A 24,561-nucleotide genomic window follows, 5' to 3' on the forward strand; every position below is an offset into this window, starting at 1 on the left:
TATGGCACAGAAAGTTGCATTTATTGGGTTAGGCGTGATGGGATTTCCAATGGCAGGTCACTTGCAACAGCAAGGCTTTGACGTGTGTGTATATAACCGCACGGGCGCTGTCGCGGAGCGTTGGTGTTCACAGTATGGTGGACAAGCAGCGAGTACACCCAAGCAGGCTGCTACTGGTGCTTCACTCGTCTTTGTGTGTGTCGGTAACGACGAAGATGTACGCAGTGTGGTGTATGGGGAAACGGGGGCCTTAAGTGCCATGCAAGCAGACAGTGTGCTTGTGGACCATACCACAGCTTCGGCTGAGCTTGCTCGCGAGCTTGAGACTCGAGCCCAGGCACAAGGAGTTGGCTTTATGGACGCGCCTGTGTCTGGTGGGCAAGCTGGGGCTGAAAATGGCGTGTTGACTGTGATGCTAGGTGGGGATAAGTCCCTGCTTGAGAAAGTGCAGCCAGCACTCAGCAGCTATGCCAAATACGTAGGCTGGCAAGGACCCGCTGGTAGTGGGCAATTGGCGAAAATGGTGAACCAAATTTGTATCGCAGGGGTGGTGCAAGGTTTGGCGGAAGGCATGCAGTTTATTGAGCAAGCTGGGTTAGACCCTGAACGCGTTATTCAAGCCATTTCGCAAGGCGCTGCCGGAAGCTGGCAAATGAACAACCGCTGGCAGACCATGGCCGCAGGCCACTATGAATTTGGCTTTGCCGTAGACTGGATGCGCAAAGACTTGCAACTGACATTAGAAGAAGCAAACCGTAATGGCAGCCGCTTGCCCCTGACCGCCATGGTGGATCAGTTTTATGGTGATGTGCAAGCAAAAGGAGGAGGGCGCTGGGACACGTCATCTTTATTAACGCGCTTTATCGAACCGAAGCACTAAAAAAAAGCCCGCACATTTGAAGTGCGGGCTTTTGAACGAGTCAAGCTCACTGGCGCTAGGTATTAACGAATACCTAAGCGGCGAAGGGCTTGTGTTGTGTAGTCGCTACGACGTGCTTTAAGCTCGAAGTTCATGTAATCCGTTTCTTCGTTGGCCAGACCCAGCGCGATATAACGACCGTTGTTTAGGTCGTATAAGGCTTCTGCGGCCATCCAAGGTACATCATGGCCGTAGAACTGAGCGTTATAGGCTTCAGCAACACGCCATAACTCGCCACGGCTGTCGTAATGGTCAATAACAGAGGCTGTCCATGTGTCTTCGTCAATGTATATCGTGCGCTTGGCGTAAATATGGCGTTCGCCTTCTTTCAGAGTCCCTTCTACAACCCACACACGGTGCAGCTCATAGCGGAGGTACTCTGGGTTCATGTGACCTGCAAGCAGAATATCGTTATAACGAAGGTTTGTGTCCATTAAGCCGTAGCTGTTGTAAGGAATGTACATTTCTTTTTTGCCCACAAGTTTCCAGTTGTACTTGTCTGGCGCACCGTTAAACATATCCAAGCCGTCGGAAGTACGCAGACCGTCAGACGCTGTACCTGGTCCGTCATAAGCGACGTTTGGTGCACGGCGAACACGGCGCTGACCTGCGTTGTAAATCCACGCACGGCGACCTTCTTTTACTTGGTCAATAGTGTCGTGTACAAGCAACACGGTACCGGTTAGGCGCGCAGGAGCTAGTACTTGCTGTAAGAAGTAGAACAGAATGTTGTCGTCGGCGCGCTCGTCTCGGCCACCTTCGAGGTACTCAGGCCAAACAAGTTGCTCTTTTAGGCGCACCATTTCGAAGCTGCCGTTGGTTTGTACAGGGAACTGACCAACAGTGCGCTCTACCGAGCCACCACGGTAACGAGTTAAGTGGTTCCAAACGACTTCTAGCCCAGACTTTGGAATAGGGAATGGGATGACATTCGAAAAGTTATTCAGTCCGCTACCACCAGCTACAAGCGTCGTGTTAACGGCGTTTTGGGCAACGACATCGTACAGTTCGCTTGGGTAAGCAGCGGTACGGTGAGTTTTGTAGACAGGCATACGCCATGTGTCATACCGTTCAAACATGGCAATTTGGCCAGGCGACAAATGGTCGCGGTACTGGTCAAGGTTGCTCCGTGTGATGGTGAAAAGTGGCTCTTCATCAGCAAATACGTTTTGTGGGCGGTTGGTGTCTTCACCTGGGCGAGAAAGCCCGCCGTCCCATGCTGGAATGGTACCAGCAGCGTTACCCGCACGCTCAGCACCTAGAGGCGTTAAGTCATTCCCTAAGCGGGCAGCTTCTTCCGGTGACACAGCAGCCTGTACGCCTGCTGATAGCAGAGAAAGAGCTAGAATCCCTGCACCAAACATTATTTTTTTCATTGTCGTTGTCCTTAGTTCATGTGCGTTTTTTATAAAATCGTCGCCCCAATACGATGTTGGCCGACCTTATTAAGGCTTAAGCTACACCAAAACAAACAGAATTAAAATAATTCCGCATCATTTCAGCAAATGATTCACGTTATTTAACGAAATTTAGTTTAAGCGTTTTCAAACACCTGTTAGATTATAGGGTGATACCTTATAACCCCGGTTAAAAAGCATACGCTATGTATGTTTTTTAACACATCAATGTTTGGAGTTTAACTAATGATAAGGATAGCAGTAGCTACTTCAGTGTTGCTCGCTTCTTTTGGAGCCCAGGCTGCTGAGCCTTATGACCCGATTACTACCCCAGCACCTCAAGCTGTTCGTGCGGAACATGCGGCTTTAGTTGGGTTAGACCAGCGAGGAGATCAACTGCTTGCCAGTGGTGTGTTCGGTACGGTCATAGAAAAAGAAGGTGAAGCGTCATGGCAACAACTGGAAATCCCCACATCTGTTCTGTTAACGAGTATTGATATTGTCGATGAAGAACATATTTGGGCAGCGGGTCACGATGGCGTGATTGTGCAAAGTACTGATGGTGGTAAAAGCTGGCAACGCCGGCTAGATGGCTATCAACTGCTGAACCTTGAATACCCGTGGCTGCAAGCGAAAATGACAGCCCTAGAAGCAAAAATTGCAGAAACCGATGACGCTTATGAAGCTGAGGAGCTTGAGTTTGCTTTGGAAGAGCTTGGTTTTTTGATGTCAGGCCTGGAAATTCAGTTTGAAGTTGGCCCAACCAAACCTTTCCTAGACATACACTTCTTAGATCGCTCGACCGGGTTTGCCATAGCGGCTTATGGAACCTTATTGAAAACCACAGACGGCGGTGACACCTGGCAGGTGCTGAACGATAAAATTGAAAACCCTTATGGCTATCACCTGAATAAAATTGTTTCGGACCAAGAACAGCGACTTTATGTCTTGGGCGAGTACGGCTTAATGAGCCGTAGTACCGACTTAGGCGAAAGCTGGGACACCTTAGACACCCCGTATGACGGTTCTTTTTTTGGCGGCGTCGTCGACCAGAATGGAACACTCTGGGTGTTTGGACTTCGGGGCAATATATTTAGTAGCAGTGACCATGGGGAAAGCTTTCAAGGTCACTTTGCGAACACCAATTACAACCTAAACAGCGGGACCGTGCTTGACGACGGTCGTATTGTGCTGGTTGGGCATTCGGGTGTGATTGTGGTTATCGAGCCAGACACAGACACAATAACAACGCATACGCACGAGAGCAGCGTTTCGATTATGGGCGTGCGCCAGCTGCACGGGAATGAACTTATTCTGGTTGGGCGAGCGGGGCTTCAACGCTTTACCATTCCCACAGACGTAACTGGAATGAAAGGGTAATTTACAATGCAGGATAATTTAAGCGTTGCACACGCAAAGGTACCACTGATGGAGCGCGCGCTGTTTGCTGCTCGCAAACTTTGGCTGTTTATTTTTATAGGTATTACTGCATTTTTATTGTACCAAGCAGCGCAGGTACGCCCTGATGCGAGCTTCACAAAAATGATTCCGAGTAATCATGAATTTGTACAAAACTATTTTAAATATGGCGACGACCTAGCCAGCTTAGGTAATGCGGTGCGAGTCTCGGTAGAAACGACTGAAGGCACCATATTTGACGCGGACTACCAAGAAACTCTTCGGCAAATTACCGACGAACTAAACTATATACCGGGTGTAAACCGCTCGGGTATTCGGTCGGTATGGACGCCTAACGTGCGTTGGTCGGAAGTAACAGAGCAAGGCTTTGTGGGTGGCCCGGTTATTCCTGACACTTACGACGGCAGCCCAGCCAGCTTAGAGAACCTGCGCAAGAACGTCTTACGTTCTGGAGAAGTGGGGAACTTGGTTGCCAATAACTTCCGCTCTGCTCTTATTTATGTTCCCTTGAACGAGATAGACCCAGAAACAGGGGAGCAGCTCGACTACCACCAGTTTAGTTTGAACCTCGAAGAGCGTATTCGTGCGAAGTACCAATCCGACAAGATAAATATTCAAATTGTTGGTTTTGCGAAAGTAGTCGGCGACTTAATTGACGGTGCCTTGCAAGTGGGCATTTTCTTTATTTTGGCTATGCTGATTACCTTTGCCATGCTTTATGGTTATAGCCGTTGTGTACGTAGCTCTTTAATTGTATTGCTGTGCTCTGTTATTGCAGTGGTTTGGCAGCTCGGTATTATTAACCTTATTGGTAGTGGTATTAACCCATACTCCATGTTGGTGCCATTCTTGGTCTTCGCTATTGGGGTGAGTCACGGGGTACAAGTGATTACCGCTGTGATGGCGTACCGGGTTGACGGTGCAGAAAAACTGCAGGCATCACGTTTGGCGTTTCGCAGCCTATATATTGCCGGCTTAACGGCATTAGCAAGTGACGCAATTGGCTTTACCACGCTGATGGTCATTGATATAGAAGTCATCAAAGAGCTTGCCATAGCGGCCAGTATTGGTGTTGCGGTTATTGTACTCACCAACCTGGGTTTACTGCCTATTCTTACGTCCTACTTTGGTGTAAGCCAAGGAGGGATTCAACACCTCGAACAAGCGCGCTTAAAGCAAGACAAAGTACAGAAGTGGTTTCAACACTTTACCCAGCCGAAATGGGCGAAGCCAGCGATTGCCGTGGCTGTTGTTATGGCGGTGATAGGTGTTTGGCAAGGGCAGTCGTTGCAAATAGGGGACCTCGACAGCGGTGCGCCTGAACTACGTGCAGACTCCCGTTACAACCTCGATAATGCCTTTATGGTGGAGAACTACAGCTCAAGCACCGACATTTTTGTGGTGATGGCTGAAACACCACCAGGAGAGTGTATTGCATGGGAAAACATGGTGCTGATGGACCGCTTTCAGTGGCATATGGAAAACGTTCCAGGTGTCCAAACCACGCGCTCTATTACTTATGTTTCTAAGTTGGGAATGGCGGGTATTAACGAAGGTAACTTGAAGTGGTACAGCATTAACCGCGACAACTTTGTTTTGAATGCGTCTATTTCTCAAGCACCTTCTGGCCTGATTAACCGCGACTGCAGCATGGCGCCGATGATTATCTACTTGAACGATCACAAAGCCGACACGCTTAACCGAGTGGTTGCAGAGGTGCGTGCTTTTAGCGCTGAATTCCCAAGTGAGAACTTGGACTTTTTATTAGCAGCAGGTAACTCAGGCATTGAAGCGGCGACCAATATTGTGATTGAAGAAGCACAATTTAAAATGCTGGTGTGGGTATACGGTGTGGTGATAGCGCTTTGCTTATTAACTTTCAGAAGCCTGCGTACCGTTATTTGTATTGTGCTGCCCCTGATGTTTACTACCATTATGAGCCAAGCGTTAATGGCTTGGTTAGATATAGGTATTAAGGTTGCAACCTTACCTGTTATTGCATTGGGTGTGGGTATTGGCGTCGACTATGGCATTTATATCTATAGTAAAATGCGTGAGGCACTAGCTCAAAACATGAGCCTGTCGGACAGTTATGGGTATGCCTTATCAAAAACCGGTAAAGCGGTTGGCTTTACTGGCTTGACCTTGGCTATTGGTGTCGCAACATGGATTTTCTCACCTATTAAATTCCAAGCGGATATGGGCTTACTATTAACCTTCATGTTTATTTGGAACATGCTAGGTGCATTAATTCTCATTCCTGCTTTGGCTTACGTGCTGAAGGTAGGGCCAAAGGGAAAAAATAAAGAGCCAGTTATGTAGTTTGAAAGGCATTTCCCTAGGGTGTCGATTTCCAGCTAAAGCAATTAATTAACGAATGTATAATAATTGTTGACATGGGGTGGGGGCTCATTAGTATTAATGTTGCTTGGCTGTTTTCTACACAGCCAAGCACTTTAAATAAAACTAATAAAAACCCTAGGGAGAGCTCCCAATGTACACCAACCTTAAAAAGTCCAAAGTGGCGCTAGCAATAGGCGCTGCGTCACTCTTGGCACTTTCGCCAGGAGCGTTAGCTCAGGAATAAACCACCACAGAAAACCAAGAGGCTGAACAGAAAAAAAAGCCTGAACGCATTCAAATTGTTGGTTCGCGTATACGAACCGACGGTATCGATAATGCGACACCCATCGATATTATTAGTGCTGATTTAGCCACTGAGCAAGGTTTAACAACCCTCGGAGAGCTACTTCGTACGGCAACCGTTGCCACCGGCTCAAACCAGTTAATTTCTGCTATGTCGGTAGGGAGTGTCACCGCAGGTGGAGCAGGGGCTGAGTCTATTTCAATGCGTGGCTTAGGTGCCAACAGAACCTTGGTACTTTTGAACGGTCGTCGTGCAGGACCAGCAGGTACGCGTGGACAAGTGGCTGCTTTTGATATGAACGCTTTAGCTGTGTCTGCAGTTGAGCGCGTTGAAATATTAAAAGACGGTGCTTCCTCCTTGTATGGTTCTGACGCGGTTGCTGGGGTTATTAACATTATTACCAAGCGAGGCGATGAGTCGAGTATTAACGTTAGTGGTAGTCAGCCCTTTGAGAAAGGCGGTGAAAACTTCCGAGCCAACGGTACTGTTGGTAAATCCTTCGATCGGGGCTCTGTCCGCGCAGTTGTAGACTACAACCTACAAACGGAGTTAAAGCGTGGCGATCGCGAGCACTTTGCCTGTGGGCAGCGTTTTATGTTCGATCCAACGAGCGGGGAGCAGGTGGACCCAATCGACCCGAGGACTGGGGAAATACATTGTAATGACTTGCCTTATGGTATGTGGCTTTGGAATCAAGGTGCTGGAAACTATACGTCGACCATTACCTCCTATGACTATTCGGGTTATTTAAGAGAAAACAATAAGCCAGGCTATAACCCACAAAACCCAGGCGACATTAGTGCGCCAGAAGGTTGGTTCCCTGTGGGCTATGACAAAGAGTCCGACGGCTGGGTTGACGCCGACCACCCATACCAAGACTTAGAGTCGATGACGCCGAAAACAGAAAGCATGTCAGTGTACTTACAGGGTGACTACCAGTTAACCAATGACATTGGCTTTTATTCAGAGCTTCTTTTTAGCCGCCGTGAAACCACTATTAACAGTTATCGCCAATTCTGGGAACCCTTTGTACCTGCATGGTACGGTTTGGTTGATGGCTGGGACGGTCATGTCATTTTGGACCCAACAACTGTAACAGATCACTCGGGATCGGTTACAACCGTTGATTACACGCGCTTTGTGGCTGGTCTCGAAGGACACTTAACCGGAAGTTGGGAGTGGAATGCTTCATTCCAGCGTACTTTAAACAGCGGTGAGTACCAAACTAAAGTGATCTTAGACGACGCCTTAGTTATGGCTCATGATGCTTTTTGGGGGGACCCTTGTGAAGGAGAGTTCTCGCCTATTTCAAATCGACCGTGCTATGCAATAGACTTTTTTACGCCAGAATACTTGCGTGGTGAATTTGATCAGGGCACGAAAGATTTCTTGTTTGATACTGAAGTGGGTAAAACTACCTATAAACAAGATACTCTTGAAGCTTATGTGACAGGTGACGTATATGATTTACGTGCTGGCACGATAGGTGCGGCTTTCGGTGTGTCCTATCAAACTGATGAAATACGAGACACCCCGGGAGCCGTCACTATGGCGGGTAACTCGTGGGGGATGACCAGTTCGGGTATTACTGCAGGTCGTTCCACCACAACGGCGTTATATGGTGAGGTACAAGTTCCCTTAATACGCGACTTAAAGCTGATGGAAGCGCTTGATGTAACTGCTTCAGCGCGCTACACAGATGTGTCTACCTACGGTAGTGATGAAACTTATAAATTGGGCATGAACTGGTCAATTGCCAATGGCTTTAGACTCCGTGCATCGCGGGGAACATCCTTCCGTTCACCGGCTTTATTTGAGCTGTTCTTAAAAGAGCAGACCAGCTTCTTTGACCAACGTAATGACCCGTGTTGGAACTGGGGAGAGCGCTTAGACTCTGGCTCAATCAACTCAACCATTGCTGAAAACTGTGCTGCTGATGGTATTCCTGATGACTACCAGCAAGATTTTGGTTCAGCAACCGCTATTACTTCTGGTGGTGCTGGTCGTTTGGCCGCTGAAACCTCTGTGTCGGAAGGCGTTGGCTTGGTCTGGACTTCTGAAGATAATAGTATTGCCTTCTCGGTTGACTACTATGATGTGGTTATACGTAACCAAATTAGTAACGTAGGTGGTTCAAGCATTGTGAATCTATGTTATAACTCAGAGAACTTCCAAAGTGAGCCGTTCTTTGAACAATTTGACCGGAATGATGGTGCAAACGGTGACTACAACATTACAGAAGTACGGGGTGGTTACGTGAACGTTGCAGAACAGAAAATTCGCGGTGCTGACTTTGTGCTTTCGTACCAGCGAGACATGGACTTTGGTCGCTTACGTATGCGCTTAGACCATACGGTGCAGTTGGAACGCTCTTACTTGCAGTTCCCAGACAGTGAACGCTTACAGTATGTAGGTCGTTTAGGGAATCCGAAGCATACGGGGAACGTGAATATTAACCTTGAGCGCGATACGTGGAACTACAACTATTCTATTCGCTATGTGGACTCTGTGTCGAACGACCATTTGTATACAGACGGCGACTTAGGTACTTACCGGGGTGAAGAAGTACGCTTTGTAAGCTCTGCACCAAAAGTTATTTACCATACCTTCTCAACCAGCAAAACCTTTGGGGACAACTGGGACTTAACCGTAGGTGTTAATAATCTATTTGATAAAAAGCCGCCGAAGGGAAGTCCTTCTCGTGCTAGTACTGTTGGTAATGCGATGCTTTACTCGCAGTACGATCAAATGGGTCGCCGCGTGTTTGCAAACCTAACCTATGGGTTTTAACAATACGCTAGCTCTCAGATAGACCTAAGTTACTTAAGAAAACACCAGCTCCTTGAGCTGGTGTTTTTTTATGCTTGAAGGTGACTTATAGTTCACTGACCCACTGGTACAAGTCTCTTAATATCTGCATTTTTGCCGGATCGTCGGCGACACGCTCGGCCGCATGTTCAAGCGCTAATATAAACTCATGAATGCTTAAATAGCCACCTGTGCCAAACTCAAGCCGCTCTTTGCAATGCTGACGCCAGGTTTCAAGCTCGGTTTGGGTGAGGGTTTGCGGGTAGTTTCGTGCCCGGTAACGGAATAAAAGCTCTTGAAAACGCGGGTCATCAAACTCAAACGGGTGCGCGCTTAACTGCATGGGGTCCATGTTACGGATCATACCCATATGAGTTTGTGATTGGCGACTTATTAAGCCGCCGCTATAGAGAGCGAGGTCAACGTCAATAGCGACTTCTTCGGAGCCTTCGTCTCCATAAGGTTGGGCTAAACAGTCGATAAAATATTGGCGCACATCTGGGGCATTGCGTAGCCAAGTAGCATGGGCTTCAATAGTGCTCGGGTCTTGACCAAATTCAAGTGCGCGGGCTTCCGTTAAGGTTTGTCTTGGGGCCAAAAACGGCGCTTGGTTAATGGCAATACGTACAAGACCAGGGCGCTCTTCTTGTGCTAACCCCTTGCTGTAAAGCGTACTTTGAAGTTCTTCGAGGCTTTGTTGGTGCCACTTACTCGGATCACTGTCTAAACGCCAGGCTATTAATTGATTGGGTTGTTCTGGGTGAAAGCCTAAGGGTAAAACCCATCGGCAGTAGCCTTGTGCGGCACCGTAAAGGCCAGACACATGCACCAACGGAGTCAGGTTCACAAGCGCTTCATTGATAAGGGGCAGTAAAGCGGCCTTGCGGCGCTTTTGAAAGGCCCAATCAAATAGCCGAGGGTGTGTGTCTTTTATAAGTTTAGCCAGCGCTATGGTTGCGTACACATCGGACAAAGCGTCATGGGCCTGGCCGTGGTCTAGTTGGTTAGCTTCAGTCAGGTGTTCAAGCTTTAAGCTAATAGCGCCTTCCGCATTTGTGGGCCATACTATCCCTTCAGGACGCAGTGCATAACAGGCACGAACAAGTTCGAGCAGGTCCCAGCGGGAATTGTTATTTGCCCAAGTATGCGCATAAGGGTCAATAAAGTTACGATAAAACAGAAAGCGCGTCATTTCGTCGTCGTAGCGTATGTTATTGTAGCCAACGCTGACGGTGCCGGGCTTTGACAGCTCAGCCGCTATTTTTCCGGCAAACTCTGTTTCAATGTAGCCGTCCCGTTGGCATTGTTGCGGCGTAATACCTGTAATAAGACACGCCTCGGGGTGGGGCAGGTAGTCGGGCGCCAGTTGGCAGAAAATATTCATGGGCTCGCCTACAATGTCTAGTGCTGCGTTTGTTCGAATGCCGGCAAACTGTGTGGGGCGGTCGGCGCGAGGGTTCACACCGCCAGCTTCGTAGTCGTGCCAAAAAAATGTGATATCTGTCATATATACAACGAAGTTAAGTGAGCTTAATGACACTAGAATAGCACTTGAGCATACTAATATGCGAGAATCGTTCAGTTCATTAATTTTAGGGTCAACCTTTACTGTGGAGAAGTTTATGCGTGCGAAGCATTTAATATTTGCAAGTTTGCTAACCATTGGGCTTGCAGCGTGTGTCGACAGCGACGGACCAACAAGCACTGAGCAACCTATTGCCATTGCGATTCATGGTGGCGCTGGCACTATAACCCGTGAAAACATGAGTCCCGAGCGGGAAGAGCAGTATCGCCAAGCACTCGCTTATGCAACGGAAGCTGGTTATGCCGTGCTTGAAGACGGTGGGAGTGCTGTGGACGCAGTGCAAGCAGCTATTCAAATGATGGAAGAAAACCCTTTATTCAATGCCGGACGAGGCGCCGTTTATACTTATGAAGGCCGCCATGAATTAGACGCTTCCATTATGCTTGGCGAAACAGGTGAAGCCGGTGCCGTTGCTGGAGTGACCACAGTGAAAAGTCCGATTGCTGCTGCTCGAGCGGTGATGGAACAGTCACGCCATGTGATGTTAAGTGGCAGTGGTGCTGAGTCATTTGCTCGCCAAGTAGGCTTAGAGCAAGTCAGTAATACTTACTTCAACACCATGGAGCGTTACGAGCAATTACAGCGCGCTTTGGAATTGCTTCGCGAGCAAGACGAAATGGGCGACCACATTGCCTATCAAGAAAACTGGGACCCTGCCTTTAATATGGGCACAGTTGGTGCGGTGGCCCTTGATGCGAACGGCAACTTGGCTGCGGGCACATCCACAGGTGGCATGACAGCCAAACGCTGGGGCCGTATTGGAGACTCCCCAGTGATTGGCGCAGGTACTTGGGCTGATAACGAAAGTTGTGCAGTGTCAGCGACAGGACATGGTGAGTACTTTATTCGCTTCCACGTGGCTGCCGATATTTGTACACGGGTGAAGTATCAAGGCAAAAGTATAGAACAAGCGAGCCATGAAGTGATACACGAGGTGCTGCTACCCCTTGGCGGTACCGGTGGTGTCATTGTATTGGACGCACAAGGGAATATAAGCTTACCCTTTAATACCGAAGGCATGTACCGAGCTTCTAAGTCGAACAGTCAACCTTTATACGTAGGCATTTACGCTAACGAATAATAGGGCTGTTACAGGGGGAAGCTGCCCTTAGCTTCCCCTTTTTCTTTAACATATCGACCCACCTATATTTTTGCTAAACTAGCAGCTTACATTCCTGTTGTAATGAGTTTATGAAGCATCTGTTTAGTTTATTGCCCGAATGCCGAAGCCGTGACCGCTTTTCCTTCAAGCAACGGCTTCGCCGTTTACAAAAGAAAGCCAGCACCGAAGCCCTTGAACGTTTGCAGCACGACATTGAAAGCTCCCGTGCTTGGGTGAGCGAACGGCGAGCGCGTATTCCGACCATTCACTTTTCCGACGACTTGCCCGTCAGTGTAGAGCGTGAGCGTATTCAGCAGACCATAGCTGACAACCAAGTCACAGTATTAGCCGGTGAAACAGGCTCTGGGAAAACCACCCAACTACCGAAAATGCTGTTAGATATGGGCTATGGTGCCGCGGGCGTTATTGGTCATACACAGCCACGCCGGTTAGCAGCCCGTTCGGTGGCATCGCGTATTCAAGAAGAAGTGGGAGAATTAGGGCAAACACTTGTTTCTTATAAGATTCGTTTTCAAGATCAGACAAGTGACCAAACGTCAGTTAAATTAATGACCGACGGTATTTTATTGACAGAGCTGCAAAACGACCCTTTTTTAAGTGACTATGAAGTCATCATTATTGATGAAGCCCATGAACGTAGTCTGAACATCGACTTTCTTTTAGGCGTATTACATAAGCTGCTGCCAAAACGACCAGACTTAAAGCTTATTATTACATCTGCCACGATTGAAACAGAACGATTTTCTCAGCATTTTCATGATGCGCCTGTGATAGAAGTGAGTGGACGTACGTATCCCGTGGAAGTCCGCTATCAGCCTATTTCTGAAGAGGAAGACCAAGACTTACACCAAGGTGTTATCGATGCAGCCGAGTCGCTGATGCGAGAAGGGCCAGGTGATATCTTGGTGTTTTTAAGTGGTGAACGTGAAATTCGCGACTTAGCCGACAGTTTAAACGATGCCTTTAACCGTTCCGGCAGTGGCACCCTGGTTGATATTGTTCCTTTATATGCACGCTTGTCAGCGCAAGAGCAAAACCGAGTATTCCAACCCCGCGGTGGCCGGCGCATTGTGCTAGCCACGAACGTTGCAGAAACGTCGTTAACTGTGCCCCGAATTCGCTATGTTATTGACACGGGACTGGCCCGTATTAGTCGCTATAGCTACCGTACAAAAGTCCAACGCTTACCTGTTGAACCCGTTTCACAGGCAAGTGCGAACCAACGGGCTGGGCGTTGCGGGCGACTTGGCCCGGGTATTTGTATTCGCTTATACAGTGAAGAGGACTATTTAAACAGGCCTGAGTTTACAGACCCGGAAATACTAAGAACAAACTTAGCCTCGGTTATTTTACAAATGGCCAGTTTAAAGCTGGGTGATATTCGTCGTTTTCCATTTTTACAACGGCCCGACGAGCGTTATATTAATGACGGCTTAAAACTGCTCGAAGAGCTTCAAGCTGTTTCCATGCGTGGCCGGCGGGGCCATCAGCAGTTAAAGCTAACCAGTTTGGGTCGACAGTTGGGGCGTTTACCCATAGACCCACGATTAGGTGCCATGGTGCTTGCTAGTGGGCCATTAAACTGTACCCGTGAGGTACTCGTGATAGTGGCCGCTTTAAGCATTCAAGACCCGCGCGAGCGGCCCCATGACAAGCAGCAGCGTTCGGATGAATTACATAACCGCTTTGCGGTGAGTCATTCGGATTTTTTGAGTTATTTAAAGCTTTGGGGCTACTTACAAGACATTCAAAAAGAGGGCAGTGCCAGCCAATTTCGGAAACGCTGTAAGAAAGAGTTTATTCATTACTTACGAGTGCGGGAATGGCACGATGTGTATACACAGTTAAGGCACACGGTGCGCGAGCTTGGCTTCCCTTTAAGTGACGAGCCAGCGAGTGAAGACCATGTGCACCAAGCCATGTTGCCGGGGCTGCTTTCACACATAGGTACGCGCCAGGACAAGTTTGAATATATGGGCGCACGGCAAAGTCGCTTTTATATTTTTCCAGGCTCTGCGGTGTTTAAGGCGAAGCCTAAATGGATTATGGCGGCGGAGCTGGTGGAGACTTCGCGCTTGTACGCTCGCTATGTGGCGGGTATCAAGACCGAGTGGGTGGAGCAGGCGGCAGCTCATTTGGTGCGAAAAAGTTATAACGAACCACGTTATTCAAAGCGACAGGGGGCTGTGATTGCTTCTGAGCAAGTGACTTTGTATGGCTTACTGTTGGTGCCTGGCCGCCGTGTGCAGTATGGCCGTATTGACCCTGTGGTGTCACGAGAGTTATTTATTCGCCAAGCTTTAGTGGCGGGTGAAGTAAAAAAAGCCCCACCCTTTGTGGCTGCGAACCAAGCACTAATAGATGACATTCAAGCGCTTGAAGCAAAGTCACGCCGCCGCGATATTTTAGTGGATGAAGAAGCCTTGTATGCGGCTTACGAACGTGTGCTTGCCCCGTCCATTTTGGACGATCGCAGTTTAAATGCCTGGTGGCGCAAAGCAAATAAAGAGCAACAGCGAGCTTTGTTCTTCCAGCGTGACGACTTAATGGCGCAGTCCGCCGAGCATGTCACAGAGCAGCTCTACCCAGATGAGTGGGAGCAGGGTAGCTTGCGTCTACCCTTAGACTATATCTTTGAACCAGGCAGGAAAGACGACGGAGTGAACATTGACATTCCGTTGGCTGCGTTAAGTCAAGTTCAAGACACAGGCTTTGACTGGCAAGTGCCCGCCTTGCGGCATGAGTTGATCACCGCGTGGATCCGCAGCCTGCCAAAGCGCCTACGACGTAATTTTGTGCCTGCGCCGGACTATGCGCAGGCTGTGCTCGACGCTGTGCAGCCCTTTACAGCGCCCTTGCTCGAAGCCATGACCGATGAGCTTAGACGCATGTCAGGGCTGACGATACCCACAGATGCCTGGGATGCGACACTGATACCAGAGCATTTGCGCATAAACTTCCGGGTTCGTGATGCAGACAACAAGATAGTTCGCCAAGGCCGAAACCTAAGCGAGCTGCAGCAGCGCATGAAAGGCAAAGTTCAAGAAACCATTACCGAAACGGCTGGCGAACAGATTGAACAAGAGGGATTAACGGACTGGTCATTTGGCGCGCTACCAAAGCCCGTAGAGCGCCGCCAAGGACGCTTTGCCATTAAGGCCTACCCTGCCTTAACCGACGAAGGGAAGTCGGTCGCCATTCGTGTTTATGACCAAGCTGAGGATGCACAGCAGGCACAGCTACAAGGGCTGCGCCGCCTGGTTTATTTGCAAGTGTCGTCACCGTTAAAATATTTACAGCAAGCGCTGCCGGCAAAAACCAAATTGGCGATGTACTTTAACCCTTGGGGACGTATTGAAGCCTTAATCGACGACTGTATTATGGCAGCTATCGACCAGCTTATAGCAGGCCATGCAGTCACAGATGAACCCAGCTTTAGGCAGCTAGTAGACAAGGTGCGGGCAGAGCTGAATGACACCACCTTAGCTATTGTTGAACGCGTAGAGCAGTGTTTGCTGCTTAGCCACAGCATTAATAAAGGGTTAAAAGGGAAGCTGGACTTGCGTTTAATGCAGTCGTATAACGACATACAAGCCCACTTGTCCGAGCTTATTTTTCCAGGCTTTGTTACCACCTTTGGTACAGAGCGCTTAGCTGACTTGGAGCGCTATTTAAAAGGCATAGCGTACCGTTTAGAAAAGCTACCGGTGGACCCAAATAAAGACAGGTTGCGCGTGCTGCAAGTGGAAAAAATAAAAGCTGAATGGCAAAGCTTATGCAATAAAGTGCCAGACTATAAAAGCAGGCCAGAGCCTTTACAGGCTTTCCGTTGGCATTTGGAGGAGTTTCGTATTTCTCTGTTTGCTCAAGTTTTAGGAACAGCTTTTCCGGTGTCGGAACAGCGTCTTAAGCGTCATTTAACGCAGCTTCAGAAGGAGCTTGGGCTCTAAGAGGCTGCGGCTACCTTTAGTTACAAAAAACCTGCTCTAGGCAGGTTTTTTGTATTTGCTTAAGCGTAAAGGCCTAAATGCTCTTTTGCGTAAGCTTCAAATTCGGTGCAACCACCAATATGCTTTTCATCAATAAAGATTTGCGGCACGGTTTCTGCTGGCTTCCCAATGGTTTTTTCCAAGTCTGCGCGGCTAATGCCTTCTTTAATAATATCCACATAGCGGTATTCAAAGTCGTCGTGCTTTTCTACAAGCTGCTCAGCAATTTGTTTTGCACGCACACAAAAAGGACAGGAATCGCGTCCAAAAATAACGGTTAACATGAAATACTCCTTTCTAGTTTCGATTGCGCTTATTATGTCATTAAAGCGGAACAGGAACCAATGGGCTTTATCGATAGGCTTAATAGTTTTTAGTGGTCAATACTCAAGTCGCTTTTTGCAATGCAGACACAAGGTAGAATTTCGCCTTGGCGTACATAGGCTAAAGGTTCGTTCAGGTACTCAACTTGGCCCGAGGTGAGGGTGCAGCGGCAGGCGCCACAGAATCCAGTTCGGCAATGGTAGTTAAGCTCTAGGCCTGCTTCTTCGAGGGCTTGGAGTAGGGACTTAGACTCACCGGTGGTCACTTCGACCACCGGTAAGCTATTCACTTGAACTTTATGCGTTGAAGCCATAAGAACTACAGGTCAAAGTCGCCAAAGTCTCCAGCGCTCACTTCGCTGTCAATTTGACCAACTAAGTAGGAGCTAATCTCTGACTCTTGCGGTGCGACTTGTACGTTGTCAGAAACCAAATATTTATTCATCCATGGTAGTGGGTTGGTAACTTGGTTGTAGTGAGGTTCAAAGCCGATGGCTTGCATACGCAAGTTCGCAATGTATTCCACATATTGACATAGAATTTCTTTGTTCAAGCCAATCATGGAACCATTTTCAAACAGGTAACCGGCCCATTTCTTCTCTTGCTCAACAGCAGAGGTGAAAATCTCAAAGGCTTCTTCACGACACTCTTCTGCAACTTCTTTCATTTCTGGGTCGTCGTCACCATGTTGCCACAGGTTTATAATGTGCTGTGTTGAGGTGACATGCAGGTTTTCGTCACGCGCAATTAAGCGAATAATCTTTGAGTTCCCTTCCATCAGTTCGCGCTCGGCAAAAGCAAAGGTACACGCAAAGCTGACGTAGAAACGAATGGCTTCTAGTGCGTTCACCGAGTTGACACACAAGAAGAGTTTACGTTTCAAAATGCGCCTGCTGACTTCATGGGTTTCCCCATTAATCTCAAAGGTGCCTTCACCGTAGATTTGCCACAGCTGCACATAGAAAATCAAGTCGTCGTAGTACTTGGAAATGTCTGAGGCACGCTCACGTATCTGCTCATTCACCACAATGTCGTCGAACACCGGACCTGGGTCGGTAAACAGGTTGCGTAAAATGTGCGTGTACGAGCGTGAGTGAATGGTCTCAGAGAAGCTCCAGGTTTCTATCCAGGTTTCTAGCTCTGGCAAGGAAACAATGGGAAGGAACGCAATGTTCGGGCTTCTTCCTTGTACCGAGTCAAGCAATGTTTGGTATTTCAGGTTTGAAATAAAAATATGCTTTTCACTTTCCGACATGGCCTGAAAGTCGACGCGGTCACGGCTTACATCCACTTCTTCTGGGCGCCAGAAGAAGCTAAGCTGTTTTTCAATAAGCTTCTCAAAAATACTGTGGCGCTGCTGGTCGTAACGAGCAACGTTCACTGGGTTGCCGAAAAACATCGGCTCCCCAAGTGGGTTCACATTGTTCTGATTAAATGTTGTATAGCGCATAGTTTCCTCACTACTTAAATTTTACAAGCTCCACCGGCACAGTCGTCATCGTCTTCCACAACGGCAGTAACAGCCGCACTGGCGTTTTCTTGAAGCTTCTCACGTGTTGCTGCAGACAAGTCGGTTTGGTTGTCTGAAGAACCGTCACGGGTATTGTGGTAGTACATGGTTTTAACGCCCAGCTTATATGCATGCAGTAAGTCTTGCAGCAGTTGGCGCATAGGTACTTTGCCGCCTTCAAACTTGCTTGGGTCGTAGTTGGTGTTGGCAGAAATAGTTTGGTCTACGAATTTCTGCATAATCGCTACAAGTTCCAAGTAGCCTTTGTTGTTTGGCATGGTCCACAGCAGTTCGTAGTCGTCTTTCAAACGCTCGAACTCTGGCACGACTTGCTTCATGACACCGTCTTTTGACGACTTCACCGAGATATGACCGCGTGGAGGTTCAATGCCGTTGGTGGCATTCGATATCTGCGACGATGTTTCAGACGGCATTAAGGCCGACAGCGTCGAGTTACGTAAGCCGTACTTTTTGATGGACTCACGGAGGCTTTCCCAGTCGTAATGGAGTGGTTCTGAACAAATGCTGTCCACGTCTTTTTTGTACGTGTCGATGGGCAAAATGCCTTTCGAAGTTCTGGTTTCGTTGAACTTAGGACACGCGCCTTTTTCCTTCGCTAGCTCGTTCGAAGCTTTCATCAGGTAGTACTGCATTGCTTCAAAGGTGCGGTGCACAAGGCCGTTGGCGCTACCGTCTGAGTAGCGTACACCGTTTTTGGCCAGGTAATAGGCAAAGTTAATAACACCAATACCTAAGGTGCGGCGGCCCATGCTTGCATTGTAGGCTGCAGGTACTGGGTAGTCCTGGTAGTCGAGAAGGCTATCGAGAGCACGTACCGACAAATCAGCTAGCTCTTCAAAGTCGTCAAGAGACTTAATTTCACCTAAGTTAAAGGCCGACAGTGTACACAGGGCAATTTCACCTTCTTCGTCGTTAATGTGCTGCAATGGCTTGGTTGGTAACGCGATTTCTAAGCATAGGTTGCTTTGACGAATAGGGGCCAATTTAGGCTCAAATGGCGTATGGTTGTTTGTGTGGTCAACGTTTTGCAAATAAATACGACCTGTGCTAGCACGCTCCTGCATAAACAAGCTAAATAGCTCGATGGCTTTAATGCGCTTTTTGCGAATGTCTGGGTCGTTTTCATACTGCACATACAAGCGCTCGAATTCGTCTTGGTCAGCGAAGAAAGCGTCATACAAACCAGGCGTGTCCGACGGACTAAATAAAGTAATGTAGTCGTCTTTAATGAGGCGCTGGTACATAGTGCGGTTAAATTGTACGCCGTAGTCTAGGTGGCGAACACGGTTTTCTTCTACACCACGGTTGTTTTTCAGTACCAGCAGAGACTCCACTTCAAGGTGCCAAAGGGGGTAAAACAGGGTCGCTGCTCCGCCACGCACACCGCCTTGCGAACAGCTTTTAACGGCTGTTTGGAAGTATTTAAAGAAGGGAATACAGCCTGTGTGGAAGGCTTCACCACCACGAATGGGGCTACCTAGCGCACGAATACGGCCTGCGTTAATACCAATGCCCGCCCGCTGAGAAACATATTTTACAATGGCACTCGCCGTGGCGTTAATGGAGTCGAGGCTGTCGTCAGACTCAATTAGAACACATGAACTAAATTGGCGTGTCGGAGTACGAACACCCGCCATAATCGGCGTGGGTAGCGACAGTTTAAAGGTAGAGGCTGCATCGTAGAAACGACGAATGTAGTCGAGGCGCGTGTCTTTAGGGTAGTTTGCGAATAAGCAAGCAGCCACAAGTACATACAGGAACTGTGCACTTTCATAGACTTCGTCTGTTACTCGGTTTTGAACCAAGTATTTGCCTTCCAACTGCTTCACAGCCGCGTAGGAGAAATTCAGGTCACGACTATGGTCTAAGAAGCTGTTCATTTGCTCGAACTCTTCTTTTGTATAGTCTTCTAGTAAATGTTTGTCGTAACGGTTGTCCGCAACCATTTTGGTTACTTGGTCGTATAGGTGCGGTGGCTCGAATTTACCATAAGCTTTTTTCCGTAAATGGAAAATAGCTAAACGCGCAGCCATGTACTGATAATCTGGCGCGTCTTCAGAGATCAAATCAGCCGCTGCCTTGATGAGCGTTTCATGGATCACGTCGGTACGCATACCGTCGTAAAATTGGATTTGTGCGTTAATTTCAACTTGGGACACAGAAACGTTATTTAAGTTTTCTGCCGCCCAACCAACAACACGGTGAATTTTATCGAGATCGAGTAATTCGCGACGACCATCACGCTTAGTGACTTGAATAGATTGGTTCATAGCTCCCTCTTTGGGTTACTTTTATTATCACTATATATAGTGGTCGTTTTGGCGCCAGTGGTCAAAACGACACAATATATAGTGTTTGGGTATGAAGGCTACTCTAGTCAGGAAGTGGGTTCTGATCAAGGGGCTTTAAGAAAATAAAAAACTGGACAATATATTGAAAATTTTGTTTCGCATATCTGGTGCGGCTTTGCTGTCAGTTGCGAGCTAGTTCCTGCATTGAAAAAAATCCTGCAATGTTTTTGCTTCGAATGGAATTGCTTATTTTGTATATAACAGGTGGCATATGACAGCTGTTAAGGCCTTAAGGCAAGTGGTTCAAAATATGCTCAGGCTTGCTTAAATGAACATCAGCTCCCCAAGCAGAAGGGCGGTCATTCTGGCCAATATAACCCCACTCAGCAAGGAAGGTTTTCATGCCAGCCGCTCGCCCCGCCATAATATCGCGCTCGGCATCGCCCACATACCAACAGTGTTCAGGGGCTACTTGAAGTTGCTCTGCAGCCAATAAAATAGGTGCTGGGTCAGGTTTAGCAATAGGCAGCGTGTCGCCGCTAACAATCGCTTGCATGTCGGCGAGCAGAGGGAACTCTGCCACAATAGGCATGGTAAAACGGCTTGGCTTGTTGGTCACAATGCCAGTGGCGATGCCTTTTGCATGCAAAGCTTCGATGGTTTCCTGCATTCCCTCGAACCAATTTGTGTTGACACATACATGTTCTGCATAAAAAGCGAGGAATTCTTCTTTGTAACTTAACTGTGTGGCTTCGTCAGCGCTTGGGTACGTGTCGGCAAAGCCCAGGCTCAATAAACCGTGGGAGCCATGGGAAGCGAGTGGCCGAGTAAGCTCATCGCTGAGAGCCGGAAGCGAACGTGCTAAGCGCATTAAGTTCAGGGCAAAACCGAGGTCTGCTGCTGTGTCTAAAAGGGTACCGTCTAGGTCGAATAAAATGGCTTTGCAAGGCTGCATAGGCATGTCTTTCATGAACGCTCCGCGGGCATTTCACAGGCAACTAAGTAGTTTACGTCGAGGTTTCGATCGCTTAAAAAGAAGCCCGAAGTCAGCGGGTTATAGTGGATGCCCGTTGTGGCTTTCGCTTGTAGCCCCGCACTCTCAGCTGAGCGAATAAGCTCAGAAGGGCGAATAAATTTACTTGCGTCGTGGGTGCCTTTAGGCAGCCATTGCAGTACATACTCCGCTATATACACACCAAATAACTTGGCTTTTAAAGTGCGGTTTAGCGTTGAAAATACAACCCGTCCACCGGGTTTTACCAAGCTAGCGCAGGCGGCAATCACCGCAGCGGGGTTAGGGACATGCTCGAGCATTTCTAAGCAGGTCACCACATCAAACTGCTGGGCATGCTCCGCCGCAAAGGCTTCAGCGGTAATTTGTTGGTAGTCTATGCTTAGCTCACTTTCTAAGGCATGCAAGCGAGCCACGCTCAGGGCGTCTGGGCTCATATCGATGCCCGTAACTTCCGCACCCGCCCGTGCCATGGCTTCCGTAAGTAAGCCTCCGCCACAGCCCACATCGAGTACTTTCTTGCCGGCAAGACCGCCAGCATGTTGGTCAATAAATTGAACGCGTAACGGGTTTATTTTATGCAAGGGCTTAAAGTCGCCTTCAGGGTCCCACCAGCGGGACGCCATAGCATTAAACTTTTCAATTTCAGCAGGATCAACATTCATGGGCTGGCTCACCATTTGCCTCTTTTTGGTTTCACTTGATAGGCTAGCTAGTCTACCTTAGCAGAACGGCAGAAACTAGTTGCACGTTCAACGGGGGAGTGTCATAAAAGGCAGCTTATGGTATGCTCGCTGCATTAAGCGCAGTGGTATTTAGACGCATAACTATAACGAATACGTCGATTGATTCAGGAAAAAAATATATGAGCGATCTTGCCAACGAAGTTGTACCGGTCAATATCGAAGACGAGTTAAAGAACTCGTACTTAGATTACGCGATGAGCGTTATTATTGGTCGAGCATTACCCGATGTGAGAGACGGGTTAAAGCCAGTTCACCGGCGCGTTCTCTTCGCAATGAATGTTTTAGGGAACGATTTTAACAAGCCATACAAAAAATCTGCCCGTTTGGTGGGTGACGTTATCGGTAAGTATCACCCGCATGGTGACTCAGCAGTGTATGACACCATTGTTCGTATGGCTCAGCCGTTTTCATTGCGCTATATGCTGGCAGATGGTCAAGGTAACTTTGGTTCTGTTGACGGTGACTCGGCGGCTGCGATGCGTTATACAGAAGTGCGCATGGCCAAAATATCGCACCAGTTACTCGCCGACTTAGACAAAGAAACCGTTGATTTTGTACCTAACTACGACGGTACAGAGCAAATTCCAGAAGTTTTACCAACGCGAGTCCCGAACCTGTTAGCGAACGGGTCGTCTGGTATTGCCGTTGGTATGGCAACCAATATCCCTCCGCATAACTTGAATGAAGTGATTGATGGCTGTTTAGCCATGATCGAAAACCCTGACATTACCTTGCCTGAGCTGATGGAGTATATTCCTGGGCCAGACTTCCCAACGGCCGGAATTTTGTCGGGGCGTCAAGGCATTATTGACGCTTACACCACTGGTCGGGGCAAAATTTACATTCGCGCGCGGGCAGAAGTACAGGTGGACGAGAACAGCGGTCGCGAGACCATTATCGTGCACGAGCTGCCGTACCAAGTGAATAAAGCCAAGCTCATCGAAAAAATTGCGGAGCTGGTAAAAGACAAAAAAGTAGAAGGTATTAGTGCACTGCGCGATGAGTCAGACAAAGACGGTATGCGCATTGTGATTGAGTTACGCCGTGGCGAGTCAGGCGAAATCATCTTGAACCACTTATACCGTAACACCCAGCTACAGGTGTCTTTTGGTATCAACATGGTGGCACTTGATAAAGGCCAGCCGAAGCTATTTAGTTTAGCTGAAATGCTGGAAGCCTTTATTACGCACCGCCGTGAAGTTGTTACACGCCGGAGTGTGTTTGAGCTTCGCAAGGCGCGTGAACGTGCCCATACCCTTGAAGGCTTGGCGATTGCTTTAGCTAACATTAACGAAGTGATCGAACTGATCAAAGCGTCTCCGACACCGGCTGAGGCCAAAACTCAGCTTATGGAGCGTGGCTGGTCACTCGGCAATGTAGCCGCCATGCTCGAGCGTGCAGGTGTTGACGCAGCACGCCCGGAGTGGGTGGAAGAAGGCTACGGTATTATCAACACCAATGAGTACCGTCTAACGGAAGTACAGGCACAAGCTATTCTTGAGCTACGTTTACACCGTTTAACGGGACTAGAGCACGAAAAGATTCTTGAAGAATATAAGAACCTATTGAGTGTCATTGAAGAGCTACTGCATATTTTAAATAGCTCTGAGCGCTTAATGGAAGTGATTCGTGAAGAACTTGAGAAAGTAAAAGACGAGTTCGGCGACGAGCGTCGTACAGAAATTACGGCGGCAAGCCACGACATTAACATGGAAGACTTAATTGACCGTGAAGACGTTGTTGTGACCTTGTCCCATGAAGGCTATGTGAAGTACCAGCCATTGACAGAGTATGAAGCACAGCGCCGTGGTGGCCGTGGTAAAGCGGCAACACGTATGAAAGACGAAGACTTTATAGAGCGCCTGCTTGTTGCGAACACGCACGACAATATTCTTTGCTTCTCTAGTGCCGGTCGCGTGTATTGGATGAAGACATATCAATTACCATATGCCAGCCGTGCGGCGCGAGGGCGTCCTATTGTGAACTTGCTACCGTTGGAGTCGGACGAACGTATTACGGCTATCTTGCCTATTACTGACTTTGAAGAAGACAAGTTTGTCATTATGGCAACGCGTAACGGAACCATTAAGAAAACCCCATTACCTGAGTATTCGCGCCCACGTGCTAGTGGCATTATCGCGCTGAACTTAAACGAAGGAGACGAGCTGATTGGCGTTGATATTACCGATGGTAGTAACGACATTATGCTGTTTTCAGACTCAGGGAAGGCGGTCCGCTTCCACGAAGAGCACGTGCGTTCTATGGGTCGTACCGCAACGGGTGTTCGCGGTATGCGTATTGATGAAGACGAACGGATCGTGTCCCTTATCATTCCTCGCGGAGTGGAAGAAGGTGACGATGCGGGTGAGTCAGCTATTTTGACTGTCACTGAAAATGGTTACGGTAAGCGTACTCTACTCAGCGAATACCCAGCGAAAAGCCGAGCCACGAAAGGGGTTGTGTCCATTAAAGTAAGCGAGCGTAACGGTAGTGTTGTTGGCGCGCTTGAGGTGGTGGACGCAGAACACCTGATGCTGATTAGTAACCGGGGTACCTTGGTGCGTACACGGGTCGATGAAGTGTCTTTGGTGGGACGTAATACCCAAGGGGTTACCCTCATTCGTACAGGCGACGACGAAGTGGTTGTGGGCGTTGCCCGAATTGCAGAAGAAGACGAAGAAGAAGCACTACCAGGTGACGAGCAAGGGGCCGAGGAAACGACCCCGGACGCAGCAGATGACGCCAGTAGTGACGAACACGTAGAGGAATAA

The 24,561-nt window shown here is 48.4% G+C and carries 15 protein-coding genes; 7 read left to right on the forward strand and 8 right to left on the reverse strand.

Annotated features, from left to right (window positions below; translation table 11 throughout):
- The first annotated feature begins 1 nt into the window (after nt 1).
- Entirely contained in the window at nt 2-880 is an 879-nt protein-coding gene (locus tag CWE15_RS02245; protein ID WP_126756421.1) for an NAD(P)-dependent oxidoreductase, read from the forward strand.
- A 62-nt stretch (nt 881-942) separates the two neighbouring features.
- Here the strand turns inward: CWE15_RS02245 and CWE15_RS02250 are convergent, their stop codons facing one another.
- Nucleotides 943-2,295, reverse strand: a complete 1,353-nt coding sequence (locus CWE15_RS02250) for a DUF1329 domain-containing protein (protein ID WP_126756422.1) — start codon at nt 2,293-2,295, stop codon at nt 943-945.
- Nucleotides 2,296-2,562: 267 nt separating this feature from the next.
- Between CWE15_RS02250 and CWE15_RS02255 the strand changes: the two genes are divergently transcribed.
- The 3 genes from CWE15_RS02255 to CWE15_RS02265 all read left to right on the forward strand — a co-directional run bounded on the left by CWE15_RS02255 (nt 2,563) and on the right by CWE15_RS02265 (nt 9,172).
- Nucleotides 2,563-3,696: a WD40/YVTN/BNR-like repeat-containing protein gene (locus CWE15_RS02255; RefSeq protein ID WP_126756423.1), complete on the forward strand. Its 1,134-nt coding sequence runs from the start codon at nt 2,563-2,565 to the stop codon at nt 3,694-3,696.
- 6 nt (nt 3,697-3,702) lie between these two features.
- The gene (locus CWE15_RS02260; protein WP_126756424.1) at nt 3,703-6,057 is read left to right on the forward strand and encodes an efflux RND transporter permease subunit; all 2,355 of its coding nucleotides are present in this window, start codon (nt 3,703-3,705) and stop codon (nt 6,055-6,057) included.
- A gap of 349 nt (nt 6,058-6,406) precedes the next feature.
- Nucleotides 6,407-9,172, forward strand: coding sequence for a TonB-dependent receptor domain-containing protein (locus CWE15_RS02265; protein WP_275065502.1), 2,766 nt, complete (start codon nt 6,407-6,409; stop codon nt 9,170-9,172).
- 85 nt (nt 9,173-9,257) lie between these two features.
- Here the strand turns inward: CWE15_RS02265 and sbcB are convergent, their stop codons facing one another.
- Nucleotides 9,258-10,697 (reverse strand): exodeoxyribonuclease I, encoded by a 1,440-nt coding sequence (gene sbcB, locus CWE15_RS02270; RefSeq protein ID WP_126756425.1) that lies wholly within the window; start codon nt 10,695-10,697, stop codon nt 9,258-9,260.
- A gap of 115 nt (nt 10,698-10,812) precedes the next feature.
- On the opposite strand from sbcB, the gene CWE15_RS02275 reads away from it, so the two are divergent.
- The gene (locus tag CWE15_RS02275; RefSeq protein WP_126756426.1) at nt 10,813-11,856 is read left to right on the forward strand and encodes an isoaspartyl peptidase/L-asparaginase family protein; all 1,044 of its coding nucleotides are present in this window, start codon (nt 10,813-10,815) and stop codon (nt 11,854-11,856) included.
- Between the two features lie 110 nt (nt 11,857-11,966).
- Nucleotides 11,967-15,848 (forward strand): ATP-dependent RNA helicase HrpA, encoded by a 3,882-nt coding sequence (gene hrpA / locus CWE15_RS02280; RefSeq protein ID WP_126756427.1) that lies wholly within the window; start codon nt 11,967-11,969, stop codon nt 15,846-15,848.
- A gap of 59 nt (nt 15,849-15,907) precedes the next feature.
- Here the strand turns inward: hrpA and CWE15_RS02285 are convergent, their stop codons facing one another.
- The 6 genes from CWE15_RS02285 to ubiG all read right to left on the reverse strand — a co-directional run bounded on the left by CWE15_RS02285 (nt 15,908) and on the right by ubiG (nt 21,724).
- On the reverse strand, nt 15,908-16,171 hold the full coding sequence (locus tag CWE15_RS02285; RefSeq protein WP_126756428.1) for a GrxA family glutaredoxin: 264 nt from the start codon (nt 16,169-16,171) through the stop codon (nt 15,908-15,910).
- Between the two features lie 89 nt (nt 16,172-16,260).
- On the reverse strand, nt 16,261-16,524 hold the full coding sequence (gene yfaE / locus CWE15_RS02290; RefSeq protein WP_126756429.1) for a class I ribonucleotide reductase maintenance protein YfaE: 264 nt from the start codon (nt 16,522-16,524) through the stop codon (nt 16,261-16,263).
- Nucleotides 16,525-16,529: 5 nt separating this feature from the next.
- Nucleotides 16,530-17,660, reverse strand: a complete 1,131-nt coding sequence (gene nrdB / locus CWE15_RS02295) for a class Ia ribonucleoside-diphosphate reductase subunit beta (protein ID WP_126756430.1) — start codon at nt 17,658-17,660, stop codon at nt 16,530-16,532.
- A gap of 14 nt (nt 17,661-17,674) precedes the next feature.
- Nucleotides 17,675-20,011, reverse strand: coding sequence for a class 1a ribonucleoside-diphosphate reductase subunit alpha (nrdA, locus tag CWE15_RS02300; RefSeq protein WP_126756431.1), 2,337 nt, complete (start codon nt 20,009-20,011; stop codon nt 17,675-17,677).
- 310 nt (nt 20,012-20,321) lie between these two features.
- Complete coding sequence (locus CWE15_RS02305; protein WP_198674958.1) at nt 20,322-21,002, reverse strand: HAD family hydrolase; 681 nt, start codon at nt 21,000-21,002, stop codon at nt 20,322-20,324.
- Nucleotides 20,999-21,724, reverse strand: coding sequence for a bifunctional 2-polyprenyl-6-hydroxyphenol methylase/3-demethylubiquinol 3-O-methyltransferase UbiG (gene ubiG, locus CWE15_RS02310; RefSeq protein ID WP_198674959.1), 726 nt, complete (start codon nt 21,722-21,724; stop codon nt 20,999-21,001). Before ubiG ends, CWE15_RS02305 begins: the two co-directional genes overlap by 4 nt.
- A gap of 185 nt (nt 21,725-21,909) precedes the next feature.
- Here ubiG and gyrA point away from each other — a divergent pair, with 185 nt between their 5' ends.
- On the forward strand, nt 21,910-24,561 hold the full coding sequence (gene gyrA, locus CWE15_RS02315; RefSeq protein ID WP_126756432.1) for a DNA topoisomerase (ATP-hydrolyzing) subunit A: 2,652 nt from the start codon (nt 21,910-21,912) through the stop codon (nt 24,559-24,561).

This window comes from Aliidiomarina taiwanensis (assembly GCF_003987015.1).
In the GTDB taxonomy this organism is placed as follows: Bacteria; Pseudomonadota; Gammaproteobacteria; order Enterobacterales; family Alteromonadaceae; genus Aliidiomarina; species Aliidiomarina taiwanensis.

Coding starts and splice junctions, on each gene's coding strand:
- CWE15_RS02245 (WP_126756421.1), top strand. CDS start 2: ATGGCACAGAAAGTTGCATTTATTGGGTTAGGCGTGATGGGATTTCCA.
- CWE15_RS02250 (WP_126756422.1), bottom strand. CDS start 2,295: ATGAAAAAAATAATGTTTGGTGCAGGGATTCTAGCTCTTTCTCTGCTA.
- CWE15_RS02255 (WP_126756423.1), top strand. CDS start 2,563: ATGATAAGGATAGCAGTAGCTACTTCAGTGTTGCTCGCTTCTTTTGGA.
- CWE15_RS02260 (WP_126756424.1), top strand. CDS start 3,703: ATGCAGGATAATTTAAGCGTTGCACACGCAAAGGTACCACTGATGGAG.
- sbcB (WP_126756425.1), bottom strand. CDS start 10,697: ATGACAGATATCACATTTTTTTGGCACGACTACGAAGCTGGCGGTGTG.
- CWE15_RS02275 (WP_126756426.1), top strand. CDS start 10,813: ATGCGTGCGAAGCATTTAATATTTGCAAGTTTGCTAACCATTGGGCTT.
- hrpA (WP_126756427.1), top strand. CDS start 11,967: ATGAAGCATCTGTTTAGTTTATTGCCCGAATGCCGAAGCCGTGACCGC.
- CWE15_RS02285 (WP_126756428.1), bottom strand. CDS start 16,171: ATGTTAACCGTTATTTTTGGACGCGATTCCTGTCCTTTTTGTGTGCGT.
- yfaE (WP_126756429.1), bottom strand. CDS start 16,524: ATGGCTTCAACGCATAAAGTTCAAGTGAATAGCTTACCGGTGGTCGAA.
- nrdB (WP_126756430.1), bottom strand. CDS start 17,660: ATGCGCTATACAACATTTAATCAGAACAATGTGAACCCACTTGGGGAG.
- nrdA (WP_126756431.1), bottom strand. CDS start 20,011: ATGAACCAATCTATTCAAGTCACTAAGCGTGATGGTCGTCGCGAATTA.
- CWE15_RS02305 (WP_198674958.1), bottom strand. CDS start 21,002: ATGAAAGACATGCCTATGCAGCCTTGCAAAGCCATTTTATTCGACCTA.
- ubiG (WP_198674959.1), bottom strand. CDS start 21,724: ATGGTGAGCCAGCCCATGAATGTTGATCCTGCTGAAATTGAAAAGTTT.
- gyrA (WP_126756432.1), top strand. CDS start 21,910: ATGAGCGATCTTGCCAACGAAGTTGTACCGGTCAATATCGAAGACGAG.